Origin of the sequence: Thalassobacterium sedimentorum (genome assembly GCF_031127905.1) — a bacterium.
In the GTDB taxonomy this organism is placed as follows: Bacteria; Verrucomicrobiota; Verrucomicrobiia; order Opitutales; family Coraliomargaritaceae; genus Thalassobacterium; species Thalassobacterium sedimentorum.
In genome coordinates this window covers 77,215-102,240 of the sequence record NZ_JARXIC010000003.1, presented here as the reverse complement: position 1 = coordinate 102,240, position 25,026 = coordinate 77,215, and the positions used below count along the sequence as shown (strand labels likewise).

Annotated in this window: 23 protein-coding genes; 16 read left to right on the top strand and 7 right to left on the bottom strand. The window is 50.3% G+C overall.

Going from position 1 to position 25,026, the window contains the following annotated elements; genetic code table 11:
- Positions 1-52: 52 nt before the first annotated feature.
- Positions 53-1,357 (bottom strand): xylose isomerase, encoded by a 1,305-nt coding sequence (gene xylA, locus QEH59_RS02670; protein WP_308983818.1) that lies wholly within the window; start codon positions 1,355-1,357, stop codon positions 53-55.
- Positions 1,358-1,544: 187 nt separating this feature from the next.
- Here xylA and QEH59_RS02665 point away from each other — a divergent pair, with 187 nt between their 5' ends.
- The 3 genes from QEH59_RS02665 to QEH59_RS02655 all read left to right on the top strand — a co-directional run bounded on the left by QEH59_RS02665 (position 1,545) and on the right by QEH59_RS02655 (position 4,549).
- Positions 1,545-2,672 (top strand): substrate-binding domain-containing protein, encoded by a 1,128-nt coding sequence (locus QEH59_RS02665; protein WP_308983817.1) that lies wholly within the window; start codon positions 1,545-1,547, stop codon positions 2,670-2,672.
- 123 nt (positions 2,673-2,795) lie between these two features.
- Positions 2,796-3,452 (top strand): bifunctional 4-hydroxy-2-oxoglutarate aldolase/2-dehydro-3-deoxy-phosphogluconate aldolase, encoded by a 657-nt coding sequence (locus tag QEH59_RS02660; protein ID WP_308983816.1) that lies wholly within the window; start codon positions 2,796-2,798, stop codon positions 3,450-3,452.
- Between the two features lie 5 nt (positions 3,453-3,457).
- Positions 3,458-4,549, top strand: a complete 1,092-nt coding sequence (locus tag QEH59_RS02655) for a sugar kinase (protein WP_308983815.1) — start codon at positions 3,458-3,460, stop codon at positions 4,547-4,549.
- Between the two features lie 160 nt (positions 4,550-4,709).
- On the opposite strand, the gene QEH59_RS02650 is transcribed toward QEH59_RS02655, so the two are convergent.
- On the bottom strand, positions 4,710-5,753 hold the full coding sequence (locus QEH59_RS02650; protein ID WP_308983814.1) for a LacI family DNA-binding transcriptional regulator: 1,044 nt from the start codon (positions 5,751-5,753) through the stop codon (positions 4,710-4,712).
- Positions 5,754-6,107: 354 nt separating this feature from the next.
- Between QEH59_RS02650 and QEH59_RS02645 the strand changes: the two genes are divergently transcribed.
- The 3 genes from QEH59_RS02645 to QEH59_RS02635 are packed head-to-tail and all read left to right on the top strand — an operon-like array spanning position 6,108 to position 9,031.
- Positions 6,108-7,088, top strand: coding sequence for a tripartite tricarboxylate transporter substrate binding protein (locus QEH59_RS02645; protein WP_308983813.1), 981 nt, complete (start codon positions 6,108-6,110; stop codon positions 7,086-7,088).
- Entirely contained in the window at positions 7,085-7,543 is a 459-nt protein-coding gene (locus QEH59_RS02640) for a tripartite tricarboxylate transporter TctB family protein (protein WP_308983812.1), read from the top strand. Before QEH59_RS02645 ends, QEH59_RS02640 begins: the two co-directional genes overlap by 4 nt.
- Positions 7,544-7,558: 15 nt before the next feature.
- Positions 7,559-9,031, top strand: a complete 1,473-nt coding sequence (locus QEH59_RS02635; protein WP_308983811.1) for a tripartite tricarboxylate transporter permease — start codon at positions 7,559-7,561, stop codon at positions 9,029-9,031.
- Positions 9,032-9,197: 166 nt separating this feature from the next.
- Here QEH59_RS02635 and QEH59_RS02630 read toward each other — a convergent pair whose 3' ends face one another.
- Entirely contained in the window at positions 9,198-9,935 is a 738-nt protein-coding gene (locus tag QEH59_RS02630) for a response regulator transcription factor (protein WP_308983810.1), read from the bottom strand.
- A 1-nt stretch (position 9,936) separates the two neighbouring features.
- On the bottom strand, positions 9,937-10,413 hold the full coding sequence (gene bcp, locus QEH59_RS02625) for a thioredoxin-dependent thiol peroxidase (protein WP_308983809.1): 477 nt from the start codon (positions 10,411-10,413) through the stop codon (positions 9,937-9,939).
- A gap of 151 nt (positions 10,414-10,564) precedes the next feature.
- Between bcp and hisG the strand changes: the two genes are divergently transcribed.
- From hisG to QEH59_RS02610, 3 genes are all read left to right on the top strand, one after another.
- Positions 10,565-11,446: an ATP phosphoribosyltransferase gene (hisG, locus tag QEH59_RS02620; protein ID WP_308983808.1), complete on the top strand. Its 882-nt coding sequence runs from the start codon at positions 10,565-10,567 to the stop codon at positions 11,444-11,446.
- Positions 11,447-11,545: 99 nt separating this feature from the next.
- Complete coding sequence (locus tag QEH59_RS02615) at positions 11,546-12,442, top strand: carbon-nitrogen hydrolase (RefSeq protein WP_308983807.1); 897 nt, start codon at positions 11,546-11,548, stop codon at positions 12,440-12,442.
- Between the two features lie 147 nt (positions 12,443-12,589).
- Entirely contained in the window at positions 12,590-13,633 is a 1,044-nt protein-coding gene (locus QEH59_RS02610) for an agmatine deiminase family protein (RefSeq protein ID WP_308983806.1), read from the top strand.
- Positions 13,634-13,642: 9 nt separating this feature from the next.
- On the opposite strand, the gene argS is transcribed toward QEH59_RS02610, so the two are convergent.
- Positions 13,643-15,421 (bottom strand): arginine--tRNA ligase, encoded by a 1,779-nt coding sequence (argS, locus tag QEH59_RS02605; protein WP_308983805.1) that lies wholly within the window; start codon positions 15,419-15,421, stop codon positions 13,643-13,645.
- Positions 15,422-15,668: 247 nt separating this feature from the next.
- On the opposite strand from argS, the gene QEH59_RS02600 reads away from it, so the two are divergent.
- The 5 genes from QEH59_RS02600 (at position 15,669) to QEH59_RS02580 (ending at position 20,606) form a co-directional block, all read left to right on the top strand.
- Positions 15,669-16,073, top strand: a complete 405-nt coding sequence (locus tag QEH59_RS02600; RefSeq protein ID WP_308983804.1) for a diacylglycerol kinase — start codon at positions 15,669-15,671, stop codon at positions 16,071-16,073.
- 3 nt (positions 16,074-16,076) lie between these two features.
- Positions 16,077-16,529: a tRNA (cytidine(34)-2'-O)-methyltransferase gene (locus QEH59_RS02595; RefSeq protein WP_308983803.1), complete on the top strand. Its 453-nt coding sequence runs from the start codon at positions 16,077-16,079 to the stop codon at positions 16,527-16,529.
- 137 nt (positions 16,530-16,666) lie between these two features.
- On the top strand, positions 16,667-18,316 hold the full coding sequence (locus tag QEH59_RS02590) for an ArnT family glycosyltransferase (RefSeq protein ID WP_308983802.1): 1,650 nt from the start codon (positions 16,667-16,669) through the stop codon (positions 18,314-18,316).
- 16 nt (positions 18,317-18,332) lie between these two features.
- Complete coding sequence (locus tag QEH59_RS02585; RefSeq protein WP_308983801.1) at positions 18,333-19,511, top strand: glycosyltransferase; 1,179 nt, start codon at positions 18,333-18,335, stop codon at positions 19,509-19,511.
- A 12-nt stretch (positions 19,512-19,523) separates the two neighbouring features.
- Positions 19,524-20,606, top strand: coding sequence for a glycosyltransferase (locus QEH59_RS02580; protein WP_308983800.1), 1,083 nt, complete (start codon positions 19,524-19,526; stop codon positions 20,604-20,606).
- On the opposite strand, the gene QEH59_RS02575 is transcribed toward QEH59_RS02580, so the two are convergent.
- Both QEH59_RS02575 and QEH59_RS02570 read right to left on the bottom strand, forming a co-directional pair.
- Complete coding sequence (locus tag QEH59_RS02575; protein WP_308983799.1) at positions 20,598-21,665, bottom strand: glycosyltransferase family 2 protein; 1,068 nt, start codon at positions 21,663-21,665, stop codon at positions 20,598-20,600. The genes QEH59_RS02580 and QEH59_RS02575 overlap by 9 nt on opposite strands.
- On the bottom strand, positions 21,662-22,516 hold the full coding sequence (locus QEH59_RS02570) for a 6-hydroxymethylpterin diphosphokinase MptE-like protein (protein WP_308983798.1): 855 nt from the start codon (positions 22,514-22,516) through the stop codon (positions 21,662-21,664). The genes QEH59_RS02575 and QEH59_RS02570 overlap by 4 nt, the downstream gene beginning before the upstream one ends.
- A gap of 289 nt (positions 22,517-22,805) precedes the next feature.
- Between QEH59_RS02570 and QEH59_RS02565 the strand changes: the two genes are divergently transcribed.
- Positions 22,806-24,131, top strand: coding sequence for a polysaccharide biosynthesis protein (locus QEH59_RS02565; RefSeq protein ID WP_308983797.1), 1,326 nt, complete (start codon positions 22,806-22,808; stop codon positions 24,129-24,131).
- 10 nt (positions 24,132-24,141) lie between these two features.
- Positions 24,142-25,020, top strand: coding sequence for a hypothetical protein (locus QEH59_RS02560; RefSeq protein WP_308983796.1), 879 nt, complete (start codon positions 24,142-24,144; stop codon positions 25,018-25,020).
- The last annotated feature ends 6 nt before the right edge of the window (positions 25,021-25,026 follow it).

Below are 25,026 nucleotides of genomic sequence, written 5' to 3'. Positions count from 1 at the left end.
GCTGCTTCGTGGCAGTGGGCAGTGGAGAGTTTTCACTTCTGCTCAAAGAGTTTCAAATAAACTCATTGAGTAGATTTTCGAGCATTTCCTGGCGGCCGCTGGCGAGGGTGGGCTCACTGTTGCTGAGCGCATATTTCTCGAGTTCTTCGAACCCGACTTCACCGGCTTCGACCTTGGCTCCGATGTCTTTATCAAAACTACTGTAGCGTGCCTGTACGAAGTCTCCGAGACGACCGTCCTCGCGGATGGCATGTGCAATTTTAAGACCGCGGGCAAAGGCATCCATACCACCGATGTGGGCGTGCATAAGATCTAGTGGCTCATGTGACTCGCGGCGGCGTTTGGCGTCGAAGTTGAGACCTCCAGTTGTGAAGCCGCCCATTTCGAGCACGACCAACATCACTTGAGTGGTCAGGTAAATGTCGGTTGGGAACTGGTCTGTGTCCCATCCGATTAGTTCGTCGCCACGATTGGCGTCGATGCTGCCGAGCATGCCTGCATTATGGCAGACCGTGAGCTCGTGCTCCATCGTGTGGCCGGCTAAGGTGGCATGATTCGTCTCAATGTTGAGCTTGAAGCGATCCATCAAGCCATATTCACGTAGGAAGTTAAGGCAGGCGGCCGCATCGCTGTCGTATTGATGGGTGGAGGGTTCGCGGGGTTTGGGCTCAATATAGAAGGGGCCGTCAAAGCCTATTTTGTCGGCATGGTCGACTGCCATGTGAAGGAAGGCGGCCAAGTGATCCAGCTCGCGCTTCATGTTGGTGTTGAGTAATGTGGCGTAGCCTTCGCGACCGCCCCAGAATGTGTAGCCGAGACCATCGAGTTCCTTGGTACATTCGAGTGCCTTTTTTACTTGTGCCGCTGCGTAGGCGAAAACGTGGGCGTCGGGTGACGTCGCGCCGCCTTGGGAGTAGCGGGGGTGCGAAAAGAGACAGGCAGTGCCCCAGAGTAATTGGACGCCAGTTTCTTTTTGTTTGGATTTGAGCTTGGCCACGACGGCGTCGAGGGCAGCGTTAGAGGCGGCTAGGTCGTTAAGCTCGGGGGCGATGTCACGATCGTGCCAGCAGTAGAAATCGATGCCGATTTTTTCAAGAAATTCAAAAAAAACGTCCACGCGAGCGACTGCGTTCTCAACCGAGTTAGAATGATCATCCCATGGCATTTGAGCGGTGCCGGCACCGAAGGGATCCGCGAGCTCGTTGCGCATGACGTGCCAGTAAGGTGCAGCGAATCGAAGGTGATCTTTCATCCTCTTACCAGCGATCATCTCACTGGAGTTGTAGTGCTTGAAAGCCAGAGGATTCTTAGAGGAGCTGCCCTCGTATTGAATTTTGTCGCAGTCGAAGTATTGCATGGTAGAGGCGCGGCGCGAAGGGCCGAGTCGTGTGGTTGAGTGGGTTTTTGTAAAGCCTGCAGATGTGTAAGCCCTAAGGATGCTGTTTTAGAAACTTAATAATACTCGATTTGAGGGAGGCTTTAAACCGCAAATTGCGATTATATTCTGTTGATTTGCGTCATTGTATGTGGTGGAATCGGTTGATATGAGTCAACAAATTGCGATTGTAATGACGGAGGTATTCCTGCGGCGATTGACGCCAGCCTTGATGCCTTTTGTGCGTCGGCAGCAGGATTTTCGGATTGTAAGTATTCATCGACCGATCGACGAACTCTTGGATTTATTGAGAGATTTAGAGCCTGATGGCTTGATTACTGAGTGGTTGCCTGAGGTGACGGAGGCGCTGCTAAAGTTGCAACTCCCTACTGTGATTGCCGATACGGACTTTAGTTATCCGAGTGTCGTCAGTATTGATGTGGACGATTGGGCTGTGGGAGCGGCGGCGGCGGAGGCCTTTCAGCGGGCAGGTTACCGGAGTTTTGCTTGTTTAGGCAACGGCACGCCTTATTCGGGACAGCGAATTGATGGTTTTTTGCAGGCAGTGGATTCCGCTGTTTCAGTCCATACCGAGACTGTTTTTGAGAATGAGCGTTATAGTGAGCATTTTGTGGCGCCGAAGCCGAAGCTGCGAAAATGGCTAGAGTCTTTGCCCAAGCCGGTGGGGATCTTTGCGGTGCATGACCCGCTGGGGAGGTTTTTATGTAGTGCCTGTCAACAACTTGGCATTTCAGTTCCGGAGCAGGTGGCGGTGATTGGTGCGAATAATGATGAATTGGTCTGTGGCTTGAGCTACCCGATGTTGTCGAGTGTCTCGATCCCTTGGCATGCCATCGGTGCACTGGTGGGGGAGTCGATGCAGAAATTGTTGGCTCAGCAAAAGCCATCGCAAGCACCGATCTTAGTTTCGCCTGGCGGGGTCGTTATGCGGCACTCAGCGAATCACCTGGCAGTGGACGACCCTCAATTGCGCCGTGCGATGTCCTATCTGTCCGAACGCGTGCAGGATTCGATCAGTATCGGGCAAATGTGTGATGACCTGCGACTGGCTCGTCGCAGTTTGGAGCGCAAATTTAAGGAGTTTTACCGCTGCACGCCTTGGGAGATGCTGTGCCGTATGCGTATCGCTCGGGCTAAACAGCTATTAGTTCAAACGAATCATCCCATCAGTATGATTTCGGGGCTGTGTGGCTTCAATGATGCCGAGCAAATGGCTGTTGTCTTTAAGCGTGTGACGGGCGAAGCACCGTCGAGTTTCCGAAAGTCTTGTAGCTGAGTCGTGAGACTTTGTGGCGAGCGGGAGAGATGCATGATGTTAACATAACACGGAATAGGCTTTGTCCAGATAAAGCGCATATCTATGTTCAAGTAAATTGTTTCGAATAAATATCCTCTAGTTATGAGTCTAATATTTTTACCTGATTTAGTATCAAAGTTATCCACTTCTGGCATTATTGCAGTCGTTGTTTTGGAAGATCCAGCCGACGCTGGAGCCATGGCAGATGCCTTACTCGAAGGAGGTATTTGTGCTGTAGAGCTAGCGCTACGGACTCCGCGATCAATTGAAGCCCTCATTGCGATGCGTAAGCATGCACCTGAGCTCTTGCTGGGGGCCGGTACGGTGATTCGTCCTGAGCAGGTGAAGCTGGCGCAAGACGCTGGTGTGGATTTTGCAGTCGCACCTGGTACTAATGCTCGCGTTCTCACAGCGGCTCGTGCAGCGAAGCTTCCTTTTGCGCCGGGTATTGTCACTCCTAGCGACATTGAAACTTCGCTCGAATACGATTGTAATGTATTGAAGTTCTTTCCCGCGGAGCCATCGGGGGGGCTCGCCTATCTCCGTAATATGACGGCACCCTACAAGCACTTGGGTTTGCATTTTATTCCCCTAGGAGGGTTGAATGTCGAAAACGTCGCGACCTATACCGAAGAGCCCAGCGTATTGGCGGTGGGAGGCTCATGGGTAGCTCCGAAAGATTTGATTGATCGTAAGGATTGGAAAACTGTGGCTGCTCGCGCACGTGAGGCCGTCGAAATAATTAGGCAGAATAGTTAAATTATATGAAAACTGTTGTATGTTTTGGTGAAATCATGGGGCGCTTGGCTCCTGAGCAATTTTATCGTTTTGCGCAAGCTTGCCCAGGTAAGCTTGATCTTACTTTTGCGGGAGCTGAGGCGAATGTCGCGGCATCTATTGCTATGCTCGGCGGCCAGAGTGCTTTTGTTTCTGCGCTGCCTCGTCATGTGATTGCAGACGCTTGTGTGCGCACATTGCGTGGTCTTGGTGTAGACACGGAGCATTTGTTGCGTGTGGACGAAGGTCGGCTTGGGTTGTATTTTGTTGAAACAGGCGCCAATCAGCGTGCCAGTAAGGTGGTTTATGATCGGAGCTATTCCTCTGTGTCATTGGTGCCTGGAGATGCATATCAGTGGCAGGAAATTTACAACGGCGCGACTTGGTTGCATGTTTCTGGTATTACGCCAGCACTTTCTCAGCAGGCGGCGGAAGCGACTAAAATTGCTGCGATGAAGGCCAAGGAGAAGGGGTTGACTGTCTCTTGCGATTTGAACTTCCGCAAAAAGCTATGGCAGTGGGACTCTACTTGCTCAGCACGCGAATTGGCCGAGAAGACCATGCGTGAGATTTTGCCTTATGTCGACGTAGTGATTGGCAATGAAGAAGATGCGGCCGACGTGCTTGGCATTCATGCAGAAGGCTCTGATGTTGAGGCGGGTGTTTTGTCTATTGAGAAGTATCCGCAGGTGGCCGCCGCTATCAGTGAGCAGTTTACGAACCTGAAGAAGGTGGCGATCACCTTACGCGAGAGTATTTCAGCGACTCATAATAACTGGGGTGCGATGCTTTTTGATACTGCAACTAAGGAGGCTAGCTTTGCGCCGATTGCAAATGGTGAATACCAAGCATACGAAATTCGTGATATTGTAGATCGCGTTGGTGGGGGAGATTCCTTTGCGGCTGGCCTGGTTTTCGCTTTAAGCTCAGGTGAGTTTCCTGAAGATCAAAATGCAATTTCTTTCGCGGTGGCAGCATCCTGCTTAGCGCATTCAATTAAGGGAGATTTCAATTTCAATGATCGGAGTGAGGTTGAGGCTTTGATGCAGGGAAATGCTTCAGGCCGCGTCGTTCGTTAGAGCACGCCCTCTCTATTTAAACTCAGTTTGCGCAAGGTGTTCAGAGCAGTGGTTTCTTATTCCGATCGCATGCGACGCTGGATTCTTCTGATCGATCGTGATTTCGAGGTCTAAGTTGCGCGTTTCTATTCGATTGGTATCATCTGCAGCCCTTAGTGTCTTATGGTCGGATGCTTGGTCCATCCACGAAGCGTGGTGGGATGAGTATTTGCTGGGGGACTGGGGGGATGCCTCTCTCGTTGTGTTTGAGTTTAGTGGCGACTAGATCGACTGCTGCCGCAGCGACATGTGCACGCTGGTGATCAATGCCGGCATAAGCTTCCATTCCTGGCATCCAATCGTGAACGACGACCCCAATGTCTTCAGGGATGCGGAGGTTGAGCTTATGTTGGAGCCAGTATGGAACAGGGGCGTGAAATGAAATGATTGCATCTGGTTTGTGCTGCTGAATCCAATTGCAGAATGTTTCTTCGTCTTGCTGAGCTAGTTTATTTTGTAGGAGTAATAGCGGTACGCGCCGTTGCTGAGGAAGAGCTTGTTGGTAGTGCAATACTGCACCGGAATAGGTGTGGTCCGCGCGAGAATTGACCCATTCGGTCACTGCGATTCCAATGCGTTGGTAGCCGCGTTTTTCGAGCCTTTCTGTGGCTTCTAAGATGCCCTGAGTCATGTTGGTGCTGGCACGGTGCAGCTGGGGGGAAATTAAGCCATAGCCAAATACGATAGAGCTGAACGATGAGTAGTCGATCTTTGCGGCAAAGCACGAGAGTGACTGGGGAGATATTAGAATGCCATCTACGCCGCGTGCTTTTAGTATTCCGCCCAGTCGTTCAGCGGTCATGCCGTTGCTGCCTAACACGAACTCTTCGGCTCCATAGCCGTGAAGTTCGGCTTTTGCGCGAATGTGTTCAATGGATACATAATTGTGTACTGCGCCTTGTGGTTTGTCATTGCTCCCGTCGTCGCGGATGACTGCCAGCACCGCACGCAGTTGTTGTGTGCGGTTGTTGCGGACCACCTCCATTAGTCGGCTGATGTGAGGGTTGGGTTGGTAACCTAGCTCTTGAGCTTTGGCGATCACCTGGCGACGGGTGCTTTCGGCTACGTTTTGCTCACCCCGGAAGACTCGCGACACGGTCATTGATGAGACGCCTGCTGCGCGAGCGACGGAGGATAAGCTGGCAGGGTGTGGGGGACGAGGCATTTATGTTAACATAACATTGAGCGGTGTTTGTCAAATTCAGAGTGAGCGTACTGGTCGGTTCCCGTGTGATTGTTTGTCGGGGAGTCTGCTGGGAGGCTATATTGTGGTATCAAACATGGATATCATGTTAGTATAACATAATGGTAGTGTTGCTTCTTTCATACGCGGTGCGCAAGGTGCTTAAGTTTAATTTATCACTGAATTCGAGCTGATCCCCTGTATTTCAATTCGCTTCAACGAAATATGAAATTGTTACTCCATTGCTTAGTAATCGCTTATTACAGCGCGATTTGATGCGCTGCTGAGCAGCGCTAATGTTCCTCAATTGAATTCTGCTTTCTTTAACTGTTGATTATGAATGTCCGAGATAAAATCGCGTGGTGCACGGTCATCCTGTTATTGTGTGCTTTGGTAGGTCAGCGTCTAATGCGCGTCGATAGTTCGGGGACTTTTCCTAATCGCTCTGTGTTATTAATTTGCCCTTATTCCGCTGGTGGCGGAAGCGACATGCTTGCTCGCGGGCTGGCCCGTGCTGCGGAGCCTGATTTGGGACAAACTATTACGGTCAATAATGTGACAGGTGGTGGCGGTGCGGTAGGCTTTGTCGCTGGATTGCTGGCACCGCCTGATGGGCATACCGTTACGATGATTACCATTGAGCTGGTCTCTCTCCCATTGCAAGGGCTCGTGCCTTTTCAGCCAGACGAATTTGCGCCGATTTTGCGTCTGAATATGGATCCTGCCGCCTTGGCTGTGCGAGCGGATTGTCCTGCCAATACCTTTGAGGAGTTCATGGAGTGGTCCAAGCGTGATTCTAAACTTAGCGTTGGTAATTCCGGCCCTGGCACTGTTTGGCACATGGCTGCCGCTCGATTGGCTGAAGCTGCATCACTCGAATTCAATCACGTGCCATTCGGAGGCGCTTCACATGCAGTCACTGCCTTGGTTGGAGGACATATCGATGCGGTCACCGTCAGCCCGGGCGAGCTTCGTTCACAGATCTTAGCGGGGCAGGTGAAAATCTTAGGTGTGATGAGTGAAGATCGAGTTTCTTATTCACCAGATTCACCTACTTTTACCGAGCTTGGGTACCCATTGATTTTTGGAACCTGGCGCGGTTTGGCAGTGCCACGTGAGACGCCGGCAGAGGTCCGTGCCAAGCTCGCCGAAGTGTTTTCTAAAGCCGCCTATTCGACTGAACTGGCTGAATTTGCTGATGCTGCGGGCTTGAATATGGCCTTGGCCTCTGGGAGCGATTTTGCTCTACAGATCAAAAACGAAAAAGCCCAGATTGCCTCGATTATGAAAAAACTAGGCCTGATTTACGAAAAATGAACTGTATTCAGTCACAAAAATTGTTGGCGCCAGCTTTATGGCTCTCTTGCGCGGCATTTGCCATGTTCACCTCATTGCAATTTCCGAGTGCGAAGGGAGATGGTCTTGGGCCAGGGATGCTTCCTTTGATTTTGGCTCTGCTGCTAGGAGGTTTGGCTTTGGTCGATTTCTTGGCGACTCGCAAAAAAGAAAATAGCAATTCGGACTCTGCTGAAGATCAGCAACACACGGGCGCGACTTGGTTACTGGTTGGCATCCTCATTCTCTACATTTGGCTGTTGCCTTGGCTCGGTTTTATTAGCTCTAGCGCGCTTCTCTCGATGGCGTCTTTGCGTATATTTGGTTATTATAACTATGTCCGCTCTGCCGCGATTAGTCTCTCACTCGCATTCATTCTCTACATTCTTTTCAGTCTGATCATGAATGTCGCTCTTCCAACAGGATGGCTTGGTTAGCCAATCATTACGAAAATGGAAATATTTAACGAAGTTTTAGTTAATGGGAGTAGCATTCAAGTGTGGGTGGCTTTGCTCGCAGGTGTGATGGCTGGTATGATTTTTGGGGCATTACCTGGGCTTTCGGCGACGATGGGGGTGGCATTGCTGATCCCGTTTACATTTGATTTGTCAATTATGCCTGCTTTGGCGCTTTTGATTGGTGTCTATTGTGCCGCGGTTTATGGGGGCTCTATTCCTGCCATCTTATTTCGCACGCCCGGAACACCCGCGTCGGCCGCAACAATCTTTGATGGTGCTGTGTTGGCTGCGCGCGGTGAAGCTGGCAAAGCCTTGAGTGTGGCTGCGCTGAGCGCGCTGGTCGGTGGGGTCATTGGCACTTTGTTGCTGATTGCGCTCACGCCTCAAATCTCGCGCTTTGCACTGCGCTTTGGGCCGCCAGAATATTTCGCTCTGGCGACTTTTGGGCTGTCCATGATCGTGGCGATTTCCGAGAGCTCGGTCAGGAAGGGCTTGATCGTCGCTGTTTTCGGCTTGCTCATTTCGACGGTAGGTATGGATCCGTTGACGGGATACCCACGTTTTATTTATGGCCAGGCGAGCTTGATGGAAGGCATGCCGTTTATTCCTGCCTTAATTGGTTTATTTGCGATCGCGGAAGTGCTTTCGATGGGAGGACTGAAGAGTGGTAACACTGCAAGTTCAGAGTCGAAGATCGCCCGTTTTCCGAGTGGTAGTGATGTGCGTCGTAGTACACCCACCATATTAAAATCTAGTTTTTTGGGCACCTTTGTGGGGGCGACACCTGGTGCTGGGAGTGATATTGCGGCTTTCTTAGCCTACAGTATCGCTCGTCAGCAGGCTGGCAAAGGCGATAAGTTTGGTGAGGGTGAGGTCAAGGGGGTTGCGGCTCCAGAGGCTGCTAAAACTGCTGGAACGGCAGGTGCTATGATTCCACTGCTGGCGCTTGGTCTGCCTGGGGATTCGGTGACTGCTGTTCTAATCGGTGCATTTATTTTGCACGGTGTGCAGCCTGGACCATTGCTCTTTCAAGATCATTCCGGCCTAGCTTATTCAATTTTCGCAACTGTTTTGTTTGCTCATATTCTGGTCTTCATCGTGGCGGTGTCTGGGGTGCGCATTCTTTTACGAGTGAACCAAATCGATCGTCGTTTCCTTCAGTCGGGTATTTTGATCCTCTCTTTGGTCGGCGCCTTTGCATTGAGAAATAATCTTGCCGATGTGTGGCTTGCTCTGGCATTTGGAGTTCTAGGATATGCGCTGCGCCGAGGAGGTTATCCGGTTGCCCCGCTCTTGCTTGCTTTGATCCTTGGCCCTTTGGCAGAAGAGAACTTACGCCGAGCATTGATTTTGTCTGGAGGCGATTACGCGATTTTCATTCAACGTCCAATCACGGTTGTCCTCTTACTGGCGGGGATTGCTGCGCTATTCTACGGCTTAATTCGCCGGCGTGGTGCGCCTGCTTAATGCATGGAGATTGCTGCTGTTGGTGATCGTCGCGCTTGGTTGACGTATGTATGCGACTAACTCCAGTCGCGCTGTCGCTCAACGTTGCTACTGCTCCTGGCTACTATTCTTGTTGTTGCCGTCGTGGGGCGGGGCTGTTCTACTGGCGTAGCTGGCTCGACTGGGCTTATTCGGGTACTTTGACGTCGTAGATGTAGCCGACGCCGTGAACGGTACGGAAGGCGTCGAGTGTCAGCTCGTGACGCTTGTACAGTTCGCGGATTTTTACAATATATTGATCGAGCGAGCGGCTGCGGACGTCGGCGTGAATGCCCCAGACCGCGTGAATCAAGTTCTTGCGTGTAAGCACTGCGTTTGGATGGCTGGCCAAGTATGCAAATATGCCCAATTCCTTTCGGCCGATGCTTTCAGTTTCTCCATCTGGAAAGGTCACTTCCAAGCGCTGGGGGTTGATTTCGGCTCCGCAGAATTCAAATGGTTTGTCGGTGATGGATGCGTTATGAGTAATATTACCGTCATTGGCAGTTTCTGCTCGGCGAAGTACGGCATTGATGCGGGCGATGAGCTCAGGGAAACCAAATGGTTTAGTTATGTAATCGTCGCCTCCCATTTCGAGTGCCTTTACTTTTTTGACTTCATCATTCTCACCTGTCAGGAATATGACGGGGGTTTCGTTCCCTGAATTGCGTAGGTTACGCATCAAATTGAAGCCTGTATTGTCCGGTAGGTGGACATCCAGTAGGATGAGATTGGCAAAATTGTTCTTCAGGAAGCGCTCTACATGGCAAGCTTCGTGACAGATCTGATTTTGCATGCCAGCGACATCCAATTGTGTCGCGATCAACGTGGCTAGGTCTTTATCATCTTCAGCGATGATAATGAGGGGCTTCGGTGTCTGGTTCATCTTATTCTGGGAGGGCTGCGAGGTCGGCGAGAACTTCACTCGCATGCGCGTCCGGTTTTACTTTGTGGTAAGCTTTAGTGATGGTTCCATTGGCATCGATCAGAAATGACATGCGATGGATGCCGTCGTAAATGCGTCCCATGAACTTTTTCTCTCCATAGACACCGTAGGCCTGCGAGAGTTGAAGGTCGGTGTCTGCAATCAGAGGAAAGGGGAGCTGATATTTGTCTTTAAATTTTGTGTGTGCGGCATCGTCATCTTTACTGACTCCGATGACTTTCAGGCCCGCTGCGATGAATTCGCTCCATGCATCACGGATGGCGCAGGCCTCTTTTGTGCAGCCTGGAGTGTCATCTTTGGGGTAGAAATATAGCAGGCAGGCCTGGCCCAGTTCATCGAGTGTACGTATGGTTCCATCTTCCGTAAATTGGAAGTTAGGTGCTTTTTTTCCAGCTTCGAGTGGTGTTGGCTTGCCCATAATCTGATTAAAAAAGAGATCTTTGAAATGTAAAAACTAGGCACTACGATGTCTTTTACAATGACTTATTTTGATTCTCCAAGCGCAAAAGCCTGCGCTTTTACAAAATTTAATCTTGTGCCTGCATCGTCCTGCCTCAGCTTTTGCGCTTATGGAAAATACGCCATTACTCATGCTTGGTCTGCCTAAAGGCAGTCTACAGGACTCGACTATCAAATTATTTGGTAAAGCGGGTTTCAATATTTCTGTGAGTTCCCGCTCCTATCGTCCGTCGATTGACGACGAGGAGTTGGACGGTCGCTTCGTGCGTGCCCAAGAAGTGAGCCGTTACGTCGAGCATGGTTATTTCGACTGTGGCTTGACGGGACAAGATTGGGTGAAGGAAAATGATTCCGACGTGGTTGAAGTGTGCAGTCTGGTTTATAGCCGTGCATCCAATAAGCGTTCTAAATGGATTATTGCAGTACCAGCGGCGTCGCCAGTGCAGTCTGTTAAAGATTTGGAAGGTAAGCGCATCGCCACCGAGGTGGTGAATATCACACGCCAGTATCTTAAGGACAATGGAGTGAATGCCGAAGTTGAGTTCTCTTGGGGCGCGACGGAGGTGAAGGTGCCTGATTTGGTTGATGCCATCGTTGATTTAACCGAGACTGGCAATTCGATCCGTGCGAACAATCTTCGTATTGTGGACACGCTTCTTTATACAAATACAGTGTTGGTTGCTAATAAGGCTGCTTGGGAGAACCCTGAAAAGCGCAAAAAAATCGAGAGTATCGCAATGCTGCTGCAGGCGGCCCTCGAAGCCAACAGCAAGGTCGGCCTGAAGCTGAATATCGAGCGTGCTAAGTTGGATAGTGTACTCGCCGATCTGCCTGCGTTGCGTAATCCGACCATCAATCGCCTCACCGACGAGGCATGGGTTGCTATCGATACCATCATCGACGAGAAGGTTGTGCGGGAAATCATCCCCGAGTTGAAAAAACGTGGTGCCGAGGGTATCATTGAGTATCCGCTCAATAAAGTTGTTTTCTAGACCGTGTAGGGGCTTCACTTGTGAAGACCGCCGTGCTCAAGTTTTCAATCAGATGAGATTCGAGCAAGTGAAGTCTTTTTGTTTTCAAGCGCGCATTGTATGAGTCACCATTCCAACCACGATAGAAGTCACCGCAAGGTTCGTATCGCCCTGATTCAAGGACGCGAGCAGGGCAGCCCCGCTGCGGACCTCGACTACACGATTGCGCGCATCCGTGAGGCAGCCGCCTCTGGGGCGCAGGTCGTGTGCACGCAGGAGCTGTTTAATACGCCCTATTTCTGTCGTACTCAAGACACCGAGCTCTTTGATTTAGCCGAGCCCATCCCCGGTGCAACCACCGAGGCGCTTGAAGCTGTCGCTAAAGACTTAGGCGTGGTTATCATCGCGTCGCTCTTTGAGCGTCGCGCGGCGGGCGTGTATCACAACACCGCCGCCGTGATCGATGCCGATGGCCGCTATCTTGGTAAATACCGTAAGATGCACATTCCGCAAGATCCCGGTTTTGAGGAGAAGTTTTACTTCACACCCGGCGATCTGGGCTACAAGGTGTGGGACACTAAGTTTGGTAAGATCTCTGTTTTGATTTGTTGGGACCAGTGGTATCCCGAAGCGGCTCGTCTTGCGGCGCTCGCTGGTGCGGAGATTATTTTCTATCCCACCGCAATCGGTTGGTTGCCCGAAGAGAAAGCGGAATTGGGCGAAGCGCAGCACACCGCGTGGGAGACTGTTCAGCGCGGGCATGCGGTCGCCAATGCTTGCTATGTGGCTGCGATCAACCGCACTGGCACCGAAGGGAATACCGAGTTTTGGGGGCAAAGTTTTGTCTCTGACTTCTACGGCCAAATTGTCGAACGCGCCCCGATCGCTGAGGAGTACATTCTACTGGCCGACTGCGATCTGAAGGCGCTCGAAGACATGCGTCGCATCTGGCCCTTCTTCCGCGATCGTCGTATCGATACCTACGCTGATGTCACTCAGCGGATGATTGACGCGTAGCGTTCTGAGTGAAGGTTCTACCGAATGTCTCGGGATCGCGAATCTCTGTATTGGCAGCGTTCAAGTCAGTCATCGCATCCCGCGTCCTTTCATTCATTTTAAATTCAAAGTTGAGCGTTCGATGTTCGACGCTCATCCTATCTCCTCATGTCTCGCCTTAAAACTCCTAAAGAACTTGGTTATCGTTTTCCCGCCGAATGGGAGCCGCAAGCCGCGATCTGGTTCGCGTGGCCAGTTCGCCGTAGCCTCTGGCCTGACTGCTTTGATCGCGTCCGCGAGCAACTTGCCGCACTCTACGTGCTCGCCGCTCGTTACCAACCTGTCCGCGTCCTTTGTGCCTTGGAGGAACAAGAAACGCTGCGTGCTCTGATGGCATCGCAGGGCGATGACAGCTCTGTCGAACTGTTTGATTATCAAAGTGATGACGTGTGGATCCGTGATTTTGGCCCGCTTTTTCTTATCAATGACGCACAGCGTGAACTGTGCATCGCTGATTGGCGCTACAATGCCTGGGGCAATAAGTTTCCTGATCAGCAGAAAGACGATCGCGCGTCGGCTTGGATCGCCGATCAGCTTGGTATTCGTCGTTTTGCTTTTGATCAAGTGCTCGAAGGCGGCGCGGTGGAGAGTAATGGCGCAGGCCACATCTTAACCACCGAAGTGGTGGTGCTCAATCCTAGTCGCAACGGCGATACCACCGCGGCTCATGTCGAACGTCAGCTCACCTCCGGCCTCGGCGCTAATGAGGTGCTTTGGCTGCACGACGGCTTGGTGGGGGACGATACTGACGGTCATATTGATAATCTGGCTCGTTTCTTTAAGGCCGATGGTATTCTCATTGCTGAAGTCGCAGACCCAGAAGATGCCAATTACCCTGCACTCACCGAGAATATTGAGCGCTTGCAGCAATTTCGTACACCTGCCGGCGCGCCCTTTGCTTCGGTGCAACTTCCGCTGCCGGAGCCGATTACGCACGAGGGCGAGCCGCTCGCTGCTAGCTATTTAAATTTCGTCGTGCTCAATGGAGCCGTCCTGGTGCCTACTTATAATCAGCCGAAAAACGACGCTGAAGCGATCGAGATTATCGGCGACTGTTTCCCCGGACGCGAGGTCGTAGGTGTGGATTGCACCGACATCATCAAAGAAGGCGGTGCGCTCCACTGTATGAGCCAACATCAGCCAGCGGTTTGAGTTGGCTGCTTACATCCGTTCCAATGGCTGAATGCCGAGCAGTTCTAGGCCAGTCTTGAGCACGGTGCGGGTGCGCGCGCACAAGATCAGGCGGCGGGCCTTGACGGCTGCATCGTCGACCATGACCTTGTCGGCGTTGTAGAAGGTGCTGTAGGCACTGGTCAGCTCATACAAATAGGTGCAGAGGAAGTGCGGGCGCAGGTCGTTGATGGTTAATTCCAGCGCGGTGACAAAGCCCATCAGCTTGCGGGCAAGGCCCATTTCGGCTTCGGTTTCCAGTTGGCTGGCACCTTCGATTGTGGCTTCTGGATCGACGCCGACCTTGCGGAAGATGCTGTTGATGCGTGCCACTGCGTAGAGTAGGTAGGGCGCGGTGTTGCCCTCAAAACTGAGCAGGCGGTCCCAACTAAAGACGTAGTCTTGGGTGCGGTTGCTGGAGAGGTCGGCGTATTTCATCGCGCCCACTCCGACGGATTCCGCGATCACGCGGCGCTCATCTTCGGGCAGGTCGGGATTCTTCTCGCTGACCACGTCGTAGGCGCGGCTGCGTGCTTCGTCCAAAAGTTCTTGTAGTTTGATGGACTCGCCGGACTTGGTTTTGAAGGGCTTTTTGTCGGCTCCCAGAATGGTGCCCCAGAATACGTGACTCATTTCCGGCAGCGGATAGCCCTTGGCCTTGAACCACTTCTCGGTGGTCAGGAAGAGTTGTTGGAAGTGATCTTGTTGACGTGCGTCGGTCAGGTAGATAATCTCCTCGGCCTTAAACTCTTCCACTCGGTAGAGCACGGTGGCGAGGTCGGTGGAGGCGTAGTTGGAGGCGCCATCGCTTTTGCGGATGTTGAAGGGGTAGGGGCGCTCGTTGTCGCGGGCGAATTTTTTGACCTCATCGTGCCAGACCACCAGGGCACCATCGCTTTCCTCTGCGAGGCCGATTTCGGTTAATTCATCGTAGATGCGCTCCACTTTGTCGCGGTAGAAGGATTCTCCGAGAGTGATATCCACTTCGACGCCCATTTGCGCGAACAACTTGTCAAAAGCGACTTTGGAGATCTCCACAATCTGCTCCCAGATCGCGGTGTTCTCGGCGTCGCCGTTTTGCAGTAGCACCAGCTCATTGCGGGAGACGTCGCGTAGCTCGGGTTGCTCGGTTTCCAGCGCAGAGCCGTCTTTGTAAAGTTGGTCCAGCGTGACCAGCGCGTTCTCGCCCAGATTACTGAGGTCGATGTCGTCGCGCTTGATCTTCATGATTAAGGTGCCGAAGTTGGTGCCCCAGTCGCCAATGTGATTGTCGCGAACTAGATCCGCCCCGCAGAAATCCAGCAGGCGGCTGATGGCCTGGCCGATGACCATCGGGCGCAGGTGGCCGATGTGGGCCTGCTTGGCTGTGTTGGCGCTGGGATAGTCGATGATGACCTTGCGTCCGTTTTTCAACTCCTTGGCACCGCTCTGATAGTCGGCCTTGGTGGAAAAGGCCAGTTGCCAGTCCCAGATGAATTTGGGGCTGAGTTTGAAATTGATAAAGCCAGGGCCCGCCAGCGAGAGTTCGACCAGTTCCGGATCAAATTGACCCGAGGCCTGGGCGGCTTCGATCAGTTTTTGTCCCAGTTCACGTGGGTTGGCTTTGTTGCGCTTGGCAAAGCCGAGTACCCCATTGGCCTGATAGTCGCCAAACTTCGGGTCGGCAGGGCGCACGCCCGGTTCGAAGTCGGCATTGAAACCCTCGGTTTCAGACGCGACTTGGCGCAGGATTTGATCGATAGCGTGAGATGGATTGAACCAGACAGACATGGCGTCACAGAAAAGCCGCCCGCAAGGCTGGGGCAAGCCTATCCTTGTCGATTGCTTTTAAACTTAGTGGGAATTGGATCGAGCATGCCGCGACACCGGCGATCGCCTTCGTTCTACGATACGTGGCTTAGCTTAGTCCTACGACGGTGAGAGCCGTTGTGAGATTGTTAGATTTGCCGCCGAATCGTCACAAAGACTGGATCGACTTTTTGCAGGAACGACACATCGTGCCGTGTTTTTACCGACTATGGACAGCGAACCAATCGATCCTAATATCCATAAAAACTCTGGCTTTACCCGGGTTTTCAAGGCGCTTTCTTATTCTTTGCAGGGCCTGGCTTCCTCGATGAAGCATGAGGCAGCCTTTCGCCAAGAGGTCTTTCTCGCCGTGGTGCTGATTCCAGCTTCTTTCCTGTTGCAGGTGCCGCTGATGCAGCAGCTGATCTTAGTCGCCAGCGTGCTTCTGGTTCTGATCATTGAGTTGCTGAATTCCGCAGTCGAAGCCGTGGTGGACGACATCTCTTTGCGCAATCGTCCACTGGCCAAGCGGGCTAAAGACATGGGCAGCGCGGCCGTTTTGCTGAGTCTGCTGAATTGTTTCATTTGTTGGGCATCAGTCATTGCTTTGAACTGGGATCGGTATTTCAGTTAAGTAATGCTGCATATCGTCCTCTTTAATCCAGAGATTCCACAAAACACCGGAAACATCGGTCGCCTCTGTGCAATCACAGAAAGTCGGCTGCATTTGATCCATCCACTCGGCTTTACTATTACGGATAAGCACCTGAAGCGTAGTGGGATGGACTATTGGAAGTCGCTGGATGTCCATCATCATGAAAACTGGGAGGCGTTCGAAGCCAGTCCCGAGGCGCCCAAACGCCTTTGGCTGCTGACGACTAAGGCAGATCACGCGTATTGGGATGTCGAATTCGCCGACGGCGATGGGCTGGTTTTTGGCAATGAGGGCCACGGCGCGCCTGATTGGTTACATGCGAAGATGGCGGGCCAGCGGCTAACGATCCCGCACAAGAATACAGAAATGCGCTCGCTGAACCTCTCGACATCCGTCGGGATCGTGACTTATGAAGCCTTGCGTCAGTTGCGTTAGTAATGTGGGCTAGGATTGCGTGTGTACGCATACATTCCGCAGTTTATTTAGTATCAAACTTATAAGCAGATTGATTATTGTCGTAATCTCCAGCTGTTCACGCAATTTTCTGTTTTTCATTATTCGAAGCCGATCATATGTCAGATGCACTCTATGAAAATGTAAATCACTCGCATTGGCGCAAAGCTTCCATGGTGCTTTTTGCAGTGTTGATATTAATCGGAATTTTCACTGTTCGGGACTACGGCTTGACTTGGGACGAAGGCTTTCGCTTTGGAGGGGGAGACTCGGCTTTAAGTTATTACAATGATCTGTTTGCTGGCAAAGACCCAGGGGTGCGTCAGAGTTCGTATCCTAGCTTTTTTGACCTACCACTGGCTTGGGCGCATCAGCAGTTTCCTGACTGGGGCACTCGCAGTCAAAAAGGCCACATTTGGAGCCTATGCTTTGGCTTGCTTGGATTCTTATCCGTTTGGCGATTGACTGCGCGAATGGGCGGCGAGCGAGCAGGCTTTTGGGCACTGCTGTTTTTGGCAACGCTGCCCCGTTATTATGGACACATGTTTTTTAATCCGAAAGACATACCACTGGCGGGCACTTATGCCTTTGGTGTGTGGGCGCTGGTGGCGCTTTTTTCGCGCTTGCCTCGGCCACAGTGGAAATGGGTGATCTGGATCGGGGCCGCGGCTGGAATGGCCATGTCCTGCCGAATTGCTGGATTTCTTATTCTAGTTTATTTCGGTGGTTTTGTGGGGCTTTATCTTCTGCTGGAGTACCTGAGGCGGAAACGTGATTGGGCGTCCCTTGCAGGCGATCTATTTTACTGGGCAGTGCGAGGCCTTGTTGCAGGTTTAGTTGGCTTTGCGATACTTTATGTTTTCTGGCCGAGCTTACACAGTAATCCAGTTGATGCGGCGAGTGGTTCGGTTGAAAAAGTGCAAAATTATGGTTGGGATGGGGTTGTCTTAATGGATGGGCATTTCTGGCAAGCGACAGATTTGCCGTTTTATTATCTGCCATATTGGATCATTCGTACTACGCCGGAACATTTGTTGCTTTTGATGCTTGGGGGGATCGTGCTCGGCTTGAGTCATGTATACGTGTGGATTCGGCGCCAGTGTTTCCCGTATTCTACTATTTTCTTTAGTGGCGCGATCTTGCTCTTTAGTGGCGTTTTCCCGCTGCTGTATATTATCTGGAAGGATCCAGTGTTGTACGATGGTATGCGACATGTAATCTTTGTTATGCCGCCTTTGGTGGCGGTGGCTGCATTGACATTTGAGTGGTGCTTGAGGTGTTGTGAAAGAAAGTGGAGTCGTTCCTTGGGGTTTGTCCTGCAAAGTGCTGCCTTGCTTGCGGTGGGGCTTGTTGCCGTGGATATGTGGGCGTTACACCCCTATCAGTATGTTTATTTTAATTCCGTCTCTGGAGGTCTTTCGGGCGCATCTGGGCGTGATGAAACAGACTATTGGGGACTGACGCATAAGGAGGCGGGCGAATGGTTGAATCAGTATGTTGAGCAGATCGAGCCTGCTGGTGAGCGAACCTTTAAGGTGCATCAACGCTACTCGCGTTGGATGTTAGAAGAGGCGCTCGATCCAGAACATTTTGAAATGTGGAAGCCGCGTGAAGGGGCGGATTTCTTTGTTTCAATTACTCGGTTTAATTTACACGTGAGTTATCCTGAGGGGAAATTACTGCATATTGTCGAACGACAAGGGGTGCCGTTATGCTACGTTTATCTATTGAACCCAGCACTTGAGTCTATGGGCGGTTATGGGGAATAAGGGAAGAGTGCTAGTTGTGACCTCTGTGTTTCCACGTTGGAGTGAGGATTCGACGCCACCATTTGTTCAGAACCAATGCGAGCTGATGGCGCGTGAGGGCTGGGAGGTGACTGTACTTGCGCCGCACAGCTCGGGCGCGGCCTTTCGTGAAACAGTCGCTGGAGTTCAGGTACGTCGGTATCCGTATGCATTTCCCTTTGCACTGGAAAAGCTCTGCTATGAGGGAGGGATGTTGATTAATTTACAAGCGCGCCCCTGGACGAAGTTGCTATTGCCATTGATGTATATAGCCCAGCTGCTCGCGCTCTTGTTGATTTGTCTGCGTGCGAAGCCAGACTTGCTGCATTCGCACTCGCTCTTGCCGCAGGGCTTAAGCGCGTGCTGGGTCGCTCGTTTGTTGGGGATCCCGCATGTAACAACAAGTCATGGCAACGATGTCTTCGGACTGAAGCAGACAGGGGGCATGGGGCGTTTAAAGCGCTCTGTGATTCGGGACGCCGATGCAATTACAGTGAACAGCTCAGCCACTCAAGCGGCAGTCGTTGCTTTGGGGGCTGCCGCAGAGAAAGTTCATTTGATTCCTGCTGTGGCGAATGTAGGTGTGGTGCAAACTGAGATCGTTGAGCGCATTGGAGCTAAATACGGACAGGGGCCGAAGGTCCTGTTTGTTGGGCGCTTTATTGAGGAGAAGGGAGTCTTAGACCTCTTGCGGGCATTCTCAAAGATGAACGAACAGGTCGAGGACCTGCAGTGTCTATTTGTTGGAGATGGCGTGTTGCGCGAGGAGATGGAGACGCTTGCGCGTGATTTAAAAATTGAATCGTCGGTGCATTTCGTCGGTTGGCGTCCCGGTGAAGAAATTGCTTCTTGGATGGCAGCTGCCGATGTCTTGGTAGTGCCTAGTTGGCGAGAGGCACAGGGCTTGGTGGTCGTTGAAGCTATGTCCGTCGCTACGCCCGTGATTGCCTCGCGTGTCGGAGGACTTCCAGATCTGGTCATCGACCGTGAAACTGGGCGGCTATTTGAGGCGGAAGATGTTTCGTCGTTAGCAGATTTGCTGGTAAACGCATTTATCAATCGATCTGAGAGCGAGTGTATGGCGCAAGCTGCTCAAGCTAGAGTAGAAGCGTATTACTCACCCGATGCCGTCGCTCGACAGACGGAGGATTTGTATCAACGCTTTCTTAAGCATTAAATGAATACATCAATGAAAGTCATAACACTGATGGTTCCGACGATGGATGGCGGAGGTTCGGAACGAGCAGTTCTTCTCCTGGCTAATTATTGGGCTAGCGAGGGCTGTGATGTGCGCTTGATCCTTTTTCGCCGAACAGGTGTGTTGTTGAGTGCACTGCATCCAAATGTGAGAATCCATTCTTTGAACAGTCGCTTGCCGTGGATTCAAGTCTGGCGTCTCATTCGATATCTGAAAGAGCAGCCTGCTGATAATTTATTGTGCGTGCTGAATGCCGCTAACGCGGTTGGGATACTCGCGCGTTTGTTTGGACGTATCCATACACGTATCATCGCGACTGTTCATAATCATATGGGGGCTAAATATGCACATACGCCTTCTTTGCTTAATCCGTTTAGAAAGTTGGTGATTGGTTGGATGCTTCGACGGGCAGATCGGGTGGTTGTCGTCTCCAAAATGATCCAAGACTACCTAGTAGATGAATTAAATTTAGCCCGCGAGAAGACTGAGGTGATTTATAATCCAGTCGATCTTTCACTGACTAAGCAGGCTTTGGAGCGACCTGAGCATCCATACTTTCAGCAATCTGTAGGGCCAGTAATAATTGCTGCGGGACGTTTGACGCGGCAGAAGAATTTTCAGTTGTTAGTTCGAGCCATGTCTAATTTGTCGGAGAATATACGACTTGTAATATTGGGCGAAGGGGAAGATCGTCCAGAATTAGAGGGCTTGATCCAGCAGTTGAATCTCACGGACCGAGTTTCGCTTCCAGGTTTCAAGGATCAGCCCCTTGCATGGTTCAAATGGGCGGACTGCTATGTCATGTCGTCCGACTGGGAGGGCTTTCCTTTTGTGTTGCTGGAAGCGATGTCTATGGGGCTGCAAATTGTTTCGACAGATTGCCCCTCTGGCCCTGCGGAGCTTTTGGACCATGGGAGCTATGGGCGCTTGGTGCCGTGTGCAGACGCAGCGAAATTGGCTGATGCTATTCTACTCGCCGTTCGCGAACCAATGGATGCCGATCGACTGCGCGGTCGATCGGCTGAATTTAATATTCAAAAGGTTGCTGAGCATTATGCTATGCTTCTAGCTTGATATCGTTTTTTGTATCTGGGCAAACAGTATCGGTTCCAGCTTCCTCCCTACCGCGAGGCTTGGCTTGAGCAAAATATGTGGACAATGAAGCAAGTAGCAGAATACGAATCGTATTATTAGAGATTTCCACTTTTGATGAGGCTTTGAGAATTGTCGTTTAGTTCGCTCGCGAACACCTGTGGCGATCTCTTCTTTACGGTAAGGTATTATGGATTCTTCACCGAATAATCGTAGAGAAAGTGTGATGTCGATCCACGCATAAAATGTGGTATAATAGCATCTGGCATCGGTGGGTAAGGCATAGTTCGACTTTGCGGCTTCCTCTTTTAGCAGTAAATGCCGATTGATATGGCTGACTATTCTTGAAGCATATGTTTTTTCATCAGGTGCTAGCATGTGATTGCTGGCAAAGGCATTTTCTCCATGCAAGCGATATTTCCCGAGGGCTTTGGCTGCTGCTTGAACTAAGCCATAACGAACGGAACAAATCGATAGGTATAGGTCGGCCGATATTCGGAACTGTTCTGCTGGGATGGGCATTATTTTACTTAAGGTCTCGCGGGCGAAGGCGTTTCCAGAGGTTGGCATCCAGTTATAAGTGCCGTTTTCAAGTAGTGTCGTCAGTAACTCCCCTCTGGGAAGTATCTTTGGATCGGGGGGCATTTGCCCGAGCGTAATGCCTGCCCGGTTTATTATTTGCAGTGGATACTGTAGTTTCGCGGTTCCATTTTTCCATGTGTGTGTGATGTGCTCAACAGCTTCTTCATGTAAGCAGTCGTCTGCATCTAAGAACACGATGAGTTCTCCGCTGCTGGCCGCGAATCCGCTGTTCATGGCGGCTGCCTGGCCTTGATTCGTCTGAGAAATCAGGCGTACCTGAGGTGCAAACTTTTTAATGATGTCGAGCGATTCGTCGGTTGAACCATCGTCGACAACAATGATCTCGTGTGCTGGTTGACTTTGATTGAGCGCACTTTGTATGCACGCAGCGATGTATTCCGCATAATTATAATTGTTGATGATAATGCTTAAACTGCGCGCTGTCTCGATTGAGTTCATTTAAATATTTGGTCGAACTCGACTTGTTCTAATACGTCGAGTTTGGTGTGTCTGGAGGCATTGAGCAGTTTGCGTCCAGAAGCTTCAAATATGGTGCGACATTGGGCAAATGCTTGCCTTTGTTCTTCGAGTTTTGGAACCGTCCATTTTTCTCCTGGCTTTCGGTAGTTCTTGTGAAAGTGGTTTTGTTCGCCTGCTGATTTGAGCACCTTGCCGGATTCAGATTCCTCGGTGATTGTTTGCGGCTTGACGTCAAAACTAAAATCTATGCCGATCAAATACACTTCACTGAAGCCCATGAGATACGCGAGTTGTATTTGATCAATGCAGATCGAGCAGCCGCCGGAGCGAATGCCCATTTGTAATGATTTTGTAAATCCGGGCTTGGGTTGCGCCTGCAGATGTTTGAAGTTTCGGAAATAGTGGTAAATAATCGGGTTTTGGTGTGAACCGAGTTCATTCGCGACAATGCAGGAGTGTAGTGTTTGGCAGTTCTTGCCAAAATCAGCGTTTAGAATTTCCTCCTGATTATTGCGGGCGACGTGGACGTCATTCACCGAGTAATAATCGGGGCGCCAGTTTGTTTCTGGGAAACAGAGATAGATCTTATTGCAGGCGAAGGTGGTGACATCTTTTAGTATTTCTACATCAGTGAGTTGTAAGCTTGGTCCCATTCCTATTATTACAGCTTTTTGCCCGAGGTGTTTACTATCAAGTGCTTTGAGGTGCTTGAAGTTCGGTGATATCGGAATACCAGTATTGGCTATAAATCCAGCGATTTTACGAAAATACTGGGGCAGTTTGTGTCTAATATGCGAGGGCTTCATTGGTTTCAGTTTGGCCGTGTCCATAGTTTAGATAGTAGTCAGTAAGGCAAGTTTTGAAGATGATTTCCAAAACAAGGGCATTCAATAACTTGACGATTCGTATGCTGAAAAATAGACGATGTGTGGGTGCCCTGATTCTTTGCGGGATCCGCTATCAATACAGGTTATCATTTTGAGTCTTCTGCGCCAACGCTGCTATAGTTTCAAGCACATGTGTCATGTGCTTTGGCATTCCCCGACATTTACTAGCTGGGTATCTCTGCTTGTTAGTTCGCTTCGGATGCTTGCGGTGACACCATTAATTCTGACTCGCATGCCTGAGCATGAAACCATTTCGTGGCTGTTGTTTGCAAATTTGTCCTTTTTTGGAGTGATTGTGAGTCAGCAATTGGGAAGTATATTTTCCAATATGTTATCCTTTGCCATGGGAGGTGCTGAGGACTTGGGGGTCAAAAATGCTGTGACAGTAAGGGATTATTCCGACGGGCCCAACTGGGGTGCTTTCGCACGGGCATATGGCACTCTTAGATGGCTCCAAGTTGGCACTGCTTTTACTAATTTATTACTTGCCGGAGCGATGGGGTATTATGCTTTAGGCAACCTTTTGGATGGTGTTTCACATCCAGAGGCAGTGATTGGTGCATTTATTATTATTTTGGTCACTGGTTTTATTTCTACATCTCTTGGAAATTACGAAACTGCCTTGAGGGGAATGAACAAGGTAGCTCTAGAGAATCGATGGCAAACCATTATGTCTTTGATCTCAGTTGCAGTGGGAGTGATTTCACTGGTCCTAGGTGGTGGCATCTTTTGGACCACACTGGTGATGCAAATGGTCATTATGTGTAATGTTCTACGAATGCGCTATTTGGCATTTCGTGCTGAAGATGGAGCGATACAAAAGTTCCCCCAATTATTATTTGACCGGGAAATATTCGTGGCTGCTTGGGGGCCGATGTGGCGGCAGGGTTTAGTGGCTTTTGCGGCCGTTGGCTTTGTGCAAGGTATTGGAGTCATTTTTTCGTTCACTGGCACAGCGGCGGAGGTCGGTAGCTACTTTTTGTTGATACGTATTTGGTCGGCGGTAAATCTGTTTTCCCATGCTCCTTTTTCAAGCGTCGCACCTAGGTTCTCCCGGGAGATTGCACGCGGGCAGATTGCTGCGGTTCGGGATGAAATCCTGCTTCGTTTTCGTGCTTCTTTGTCCCTTTTTGTTGTTGGCATGTTTGGGATTGTTTTTGTTGCTCCATGGTTGCTTCAGTTCATCGGGGCTAACCTATTACTGCCGGATTTCTATACGACAGCCTTATATTGCTGTTTTGGCTGTTATGCTAAGTATTTTTCCTTAGCTCAGCATGTGCTAATGTTAGGCAATGTTGTCATTCAGTATTGGGAGCGATTACTTGTGGGATTACTGGGAATTTTTCTGGTTTCTTATCTGATGCCGAAATATGGCAATTTCGGTATCGTTCTTGGTATTGTAGCTCCCTATCCTTTTGTTTTTAGATTGGTCGCTATTCGCCAGGCGAGTGATTTTCTTGGAATTAAGCAGGTACGACTATTACGAGAAGGTATTATTTCAGTGATTTACTTGGTTTGTACTTTTAGCTGGGGACTGGTTATGTTTATCAGGAATTAAGCAAATATCTATGACTTTAAAAGCAACATTTCTAAAAGTGATCCGCAAATCCAAAGACTGCTTTGTAAAAAAGTATGTCCCAGGAAAACATCGAGACGACTATCTAGGGTGGATTATTAATGAAGAGTTTTTGACCCGGCAAACCCGACAAATTCAACAGATGCTGCAAGCGCTAGCTAACGGAGTGACACTAGATGAAGTTTTGCAGGGATTCGATGGGCGTCGTTGCGGTGAGCGTATCGTCGAGTATCCATATTTTATTGATTGGTATGAGAGAAGTGGTGCTTGCGAGACTATTCTGGATATCGGCTGTGTGCTGAATAATCCTGCGGTGTCTTTGTATTTAAATACACATGTCGAGTCTCTTTGGTTCTGTAATCCTGCGGTGGAATCTCTCGTTTTGGATCGGCCAACTTATTATCATATTAGTAAATTGATCGATGCATTTCCAGCTGGAGAGCGTTTTAAATTAATTACCTGTTTGTCGACTATTGAGCACATTGGGTATGATAACTCTCAGTATGGTTCAAAGGAAGCTGCTCTGTACGATGTTCCTTCTGACGAGCCTTTGTTAACTTCCATCGAGAAAATTAGTGAATTATTGCTACCAGAGGGAAAGAGTTTGATTAGCGTGCCTTTTGGATTGCGTGCAGTTAATTTGCACCGAGTTACCAAGCTACCCGCATTTCAGTCTTTTGATTGGGCATCCGCGCAAGCAGTGAAATCACACGCGCGATCATTAGGTCTTGATTGTCATTGCGTTGTCTATGCCGGCGATGAGAATGGCTGGAAAAAGATCATTGATCCAGCGAATTTTCAGGAGCCTTATGGGCATGGTTTTCCGGGAGCGCCGGCCGTCCTAATGATTGAATTAACTAAACCATCGTAATTTGTA

Bases quoted from the DNA above. Each gene is read 5' to 3' on its own strand.
- QEH59_RS02595 (WP_308983803.1), top strand. From the start codon at position 16,077: ATGCTGCATATCGTCCTCTTTAATCCAGAGATTCCACAAAACACCGGA.
- QEH59_RS02615 (WP_308983807.1), top strand. From the start codon at position 11,546: ATGAGTCACCATTCCAACCACGATAGAAGTCACCGCAAGGTTCGTATC.
- QEH59_RS02575 (WP_308983799.1), bottom strand. From the start codon at position 21,665: ATGAACTCAATCGAGACAGCGCGCAGTTTAAGCATTATCATCAACAAT.
- QEH59_RS02590 (WP_308983802.1), top strand. From the start codon at position 16,667: ATGTCAGATGCACTCTATGAAAATGTAAATCACTCGCATTGGCGCAAA.
- QEH59_RS02645 (WP_308983813.1), top strand. From the start codon at position 6,108: ATGAATGTCCGAGATAAAATCGCGTGGTGCACGGTCATCCTGTTATTG.
- QEH59_RS02660 (WP_308983816.1), top strand. From the start codon at position 2,796: ATGAGTCTAATATTTTTACCTGATTTAGTATCAAAGTTATCCACTTCT.
- QEH59_RS02600 (WP_308983804.1), top strand. From the start codon at position 15,669: ATGGACAGCGAACCAATCGATCCTAATATCCATAAAAACTCTGGCTTT.
- QEH59_RS02610 (WP_308983806.1), top strand. From the start codon at position 12,590: ATGTCTCGCCTTAAAACTCCTAAAGAACTTGGTTATCGTTTTCCCGCC.
- QEH59_RS02560 (WP_308983796.1), top strand. From the start codon at position 24,142: ATGACTTTAAAAGCAACATTTCTAAAAGTGATCCGCAAATCCAAAGAC.
- QEH59_RS02580 (WP_308983800.1), top strand. From the start codon at position 19,524: ATGAAAGTCATAACACTGATGGTTCCGACGATGGATGGCGGAGGTTCG.
- QEH59_RS02630 (WP_308983810.1), bottom strand. From the start codon at position 9,935: ATGAACCAGACACCGAAGCCCCTCATTATCATCGCTGAAGATGATAAA.
- QEH59_RS02650 (WP_308983814.1), bottom strand. From the start codon at position 5,753: ATGCCTCGTCCCCCACACCCTGCCAGCTTATCCTCCGTCGCTCGCGCA.
- QEH59_RS02635 (WP_308983811.1), top strand. From the start codon at position 7,559: ATGGAAATATTTAACGAAGTTTTAGTTAATGGGAGTAGCATTCAAGTG.
- bcp (WP_308983809.1), bottom strand. From the start codon at position 10,413: ATGGGCAAGCCAACACCACTCGAAGCTGGAAAAAAAGCACCTAACTTC.
- QEH59_RS02565 (WP_308983797.1), top strand. From the start codon at position 22,806: ATGCCTGAGCATGAAACCATTTCGTGGCTGTTGTTTGCAAATTTGTCC.
- argS (WP_308983805.1), bottom strand. From the start codon at position 15,421: ATGTCTGTCTGGTTCAATCCATCTCACGCTATCGATCAAATCCTGCGC.
- hisG (WP_308983808.1), top strand. From the start codon at position 10,565: ATGGAAAATACGCCATTACTCATGCTTGGTCTGCCTAAAGGCAGTCTA.
- QEH59_RS02655 (WP_308983815.1), top strand. From the start codon at position 3,458: ATGAAAACTGTTGTATGTTTTGGTGAAATCATGGGGCGCTTGGCTCCT.
- QEH59_RS02640 (WP_308983812.1), top strand. From the start codon at position 7,085: ATGAACTGTATTCAGTCACAAAAATTGTTGGCGCCAGCTTTATGGCTC.
- QEH59_RS02665 (WP_308983817.1), top strand. From the start codon at position 1,545: ATGAGTCAACAAATTGCGATTGTAATGACGGAGGTATTCCTGCGGCGA.
- QEH59_RS02570 (WP_308983798.1), bottom strand. From the start codon at position 22,516: ATGGACACGGCCAAACTGAAACCAATGAAGCCCTCGCATATTAGACAC.
- xylA (WP_308983818.1), bottom strand. From the start codon at position 1,357: ATGCAATACTTCGACTGCGACAAAATTCAATACGAGGGCAGCTCCTCT.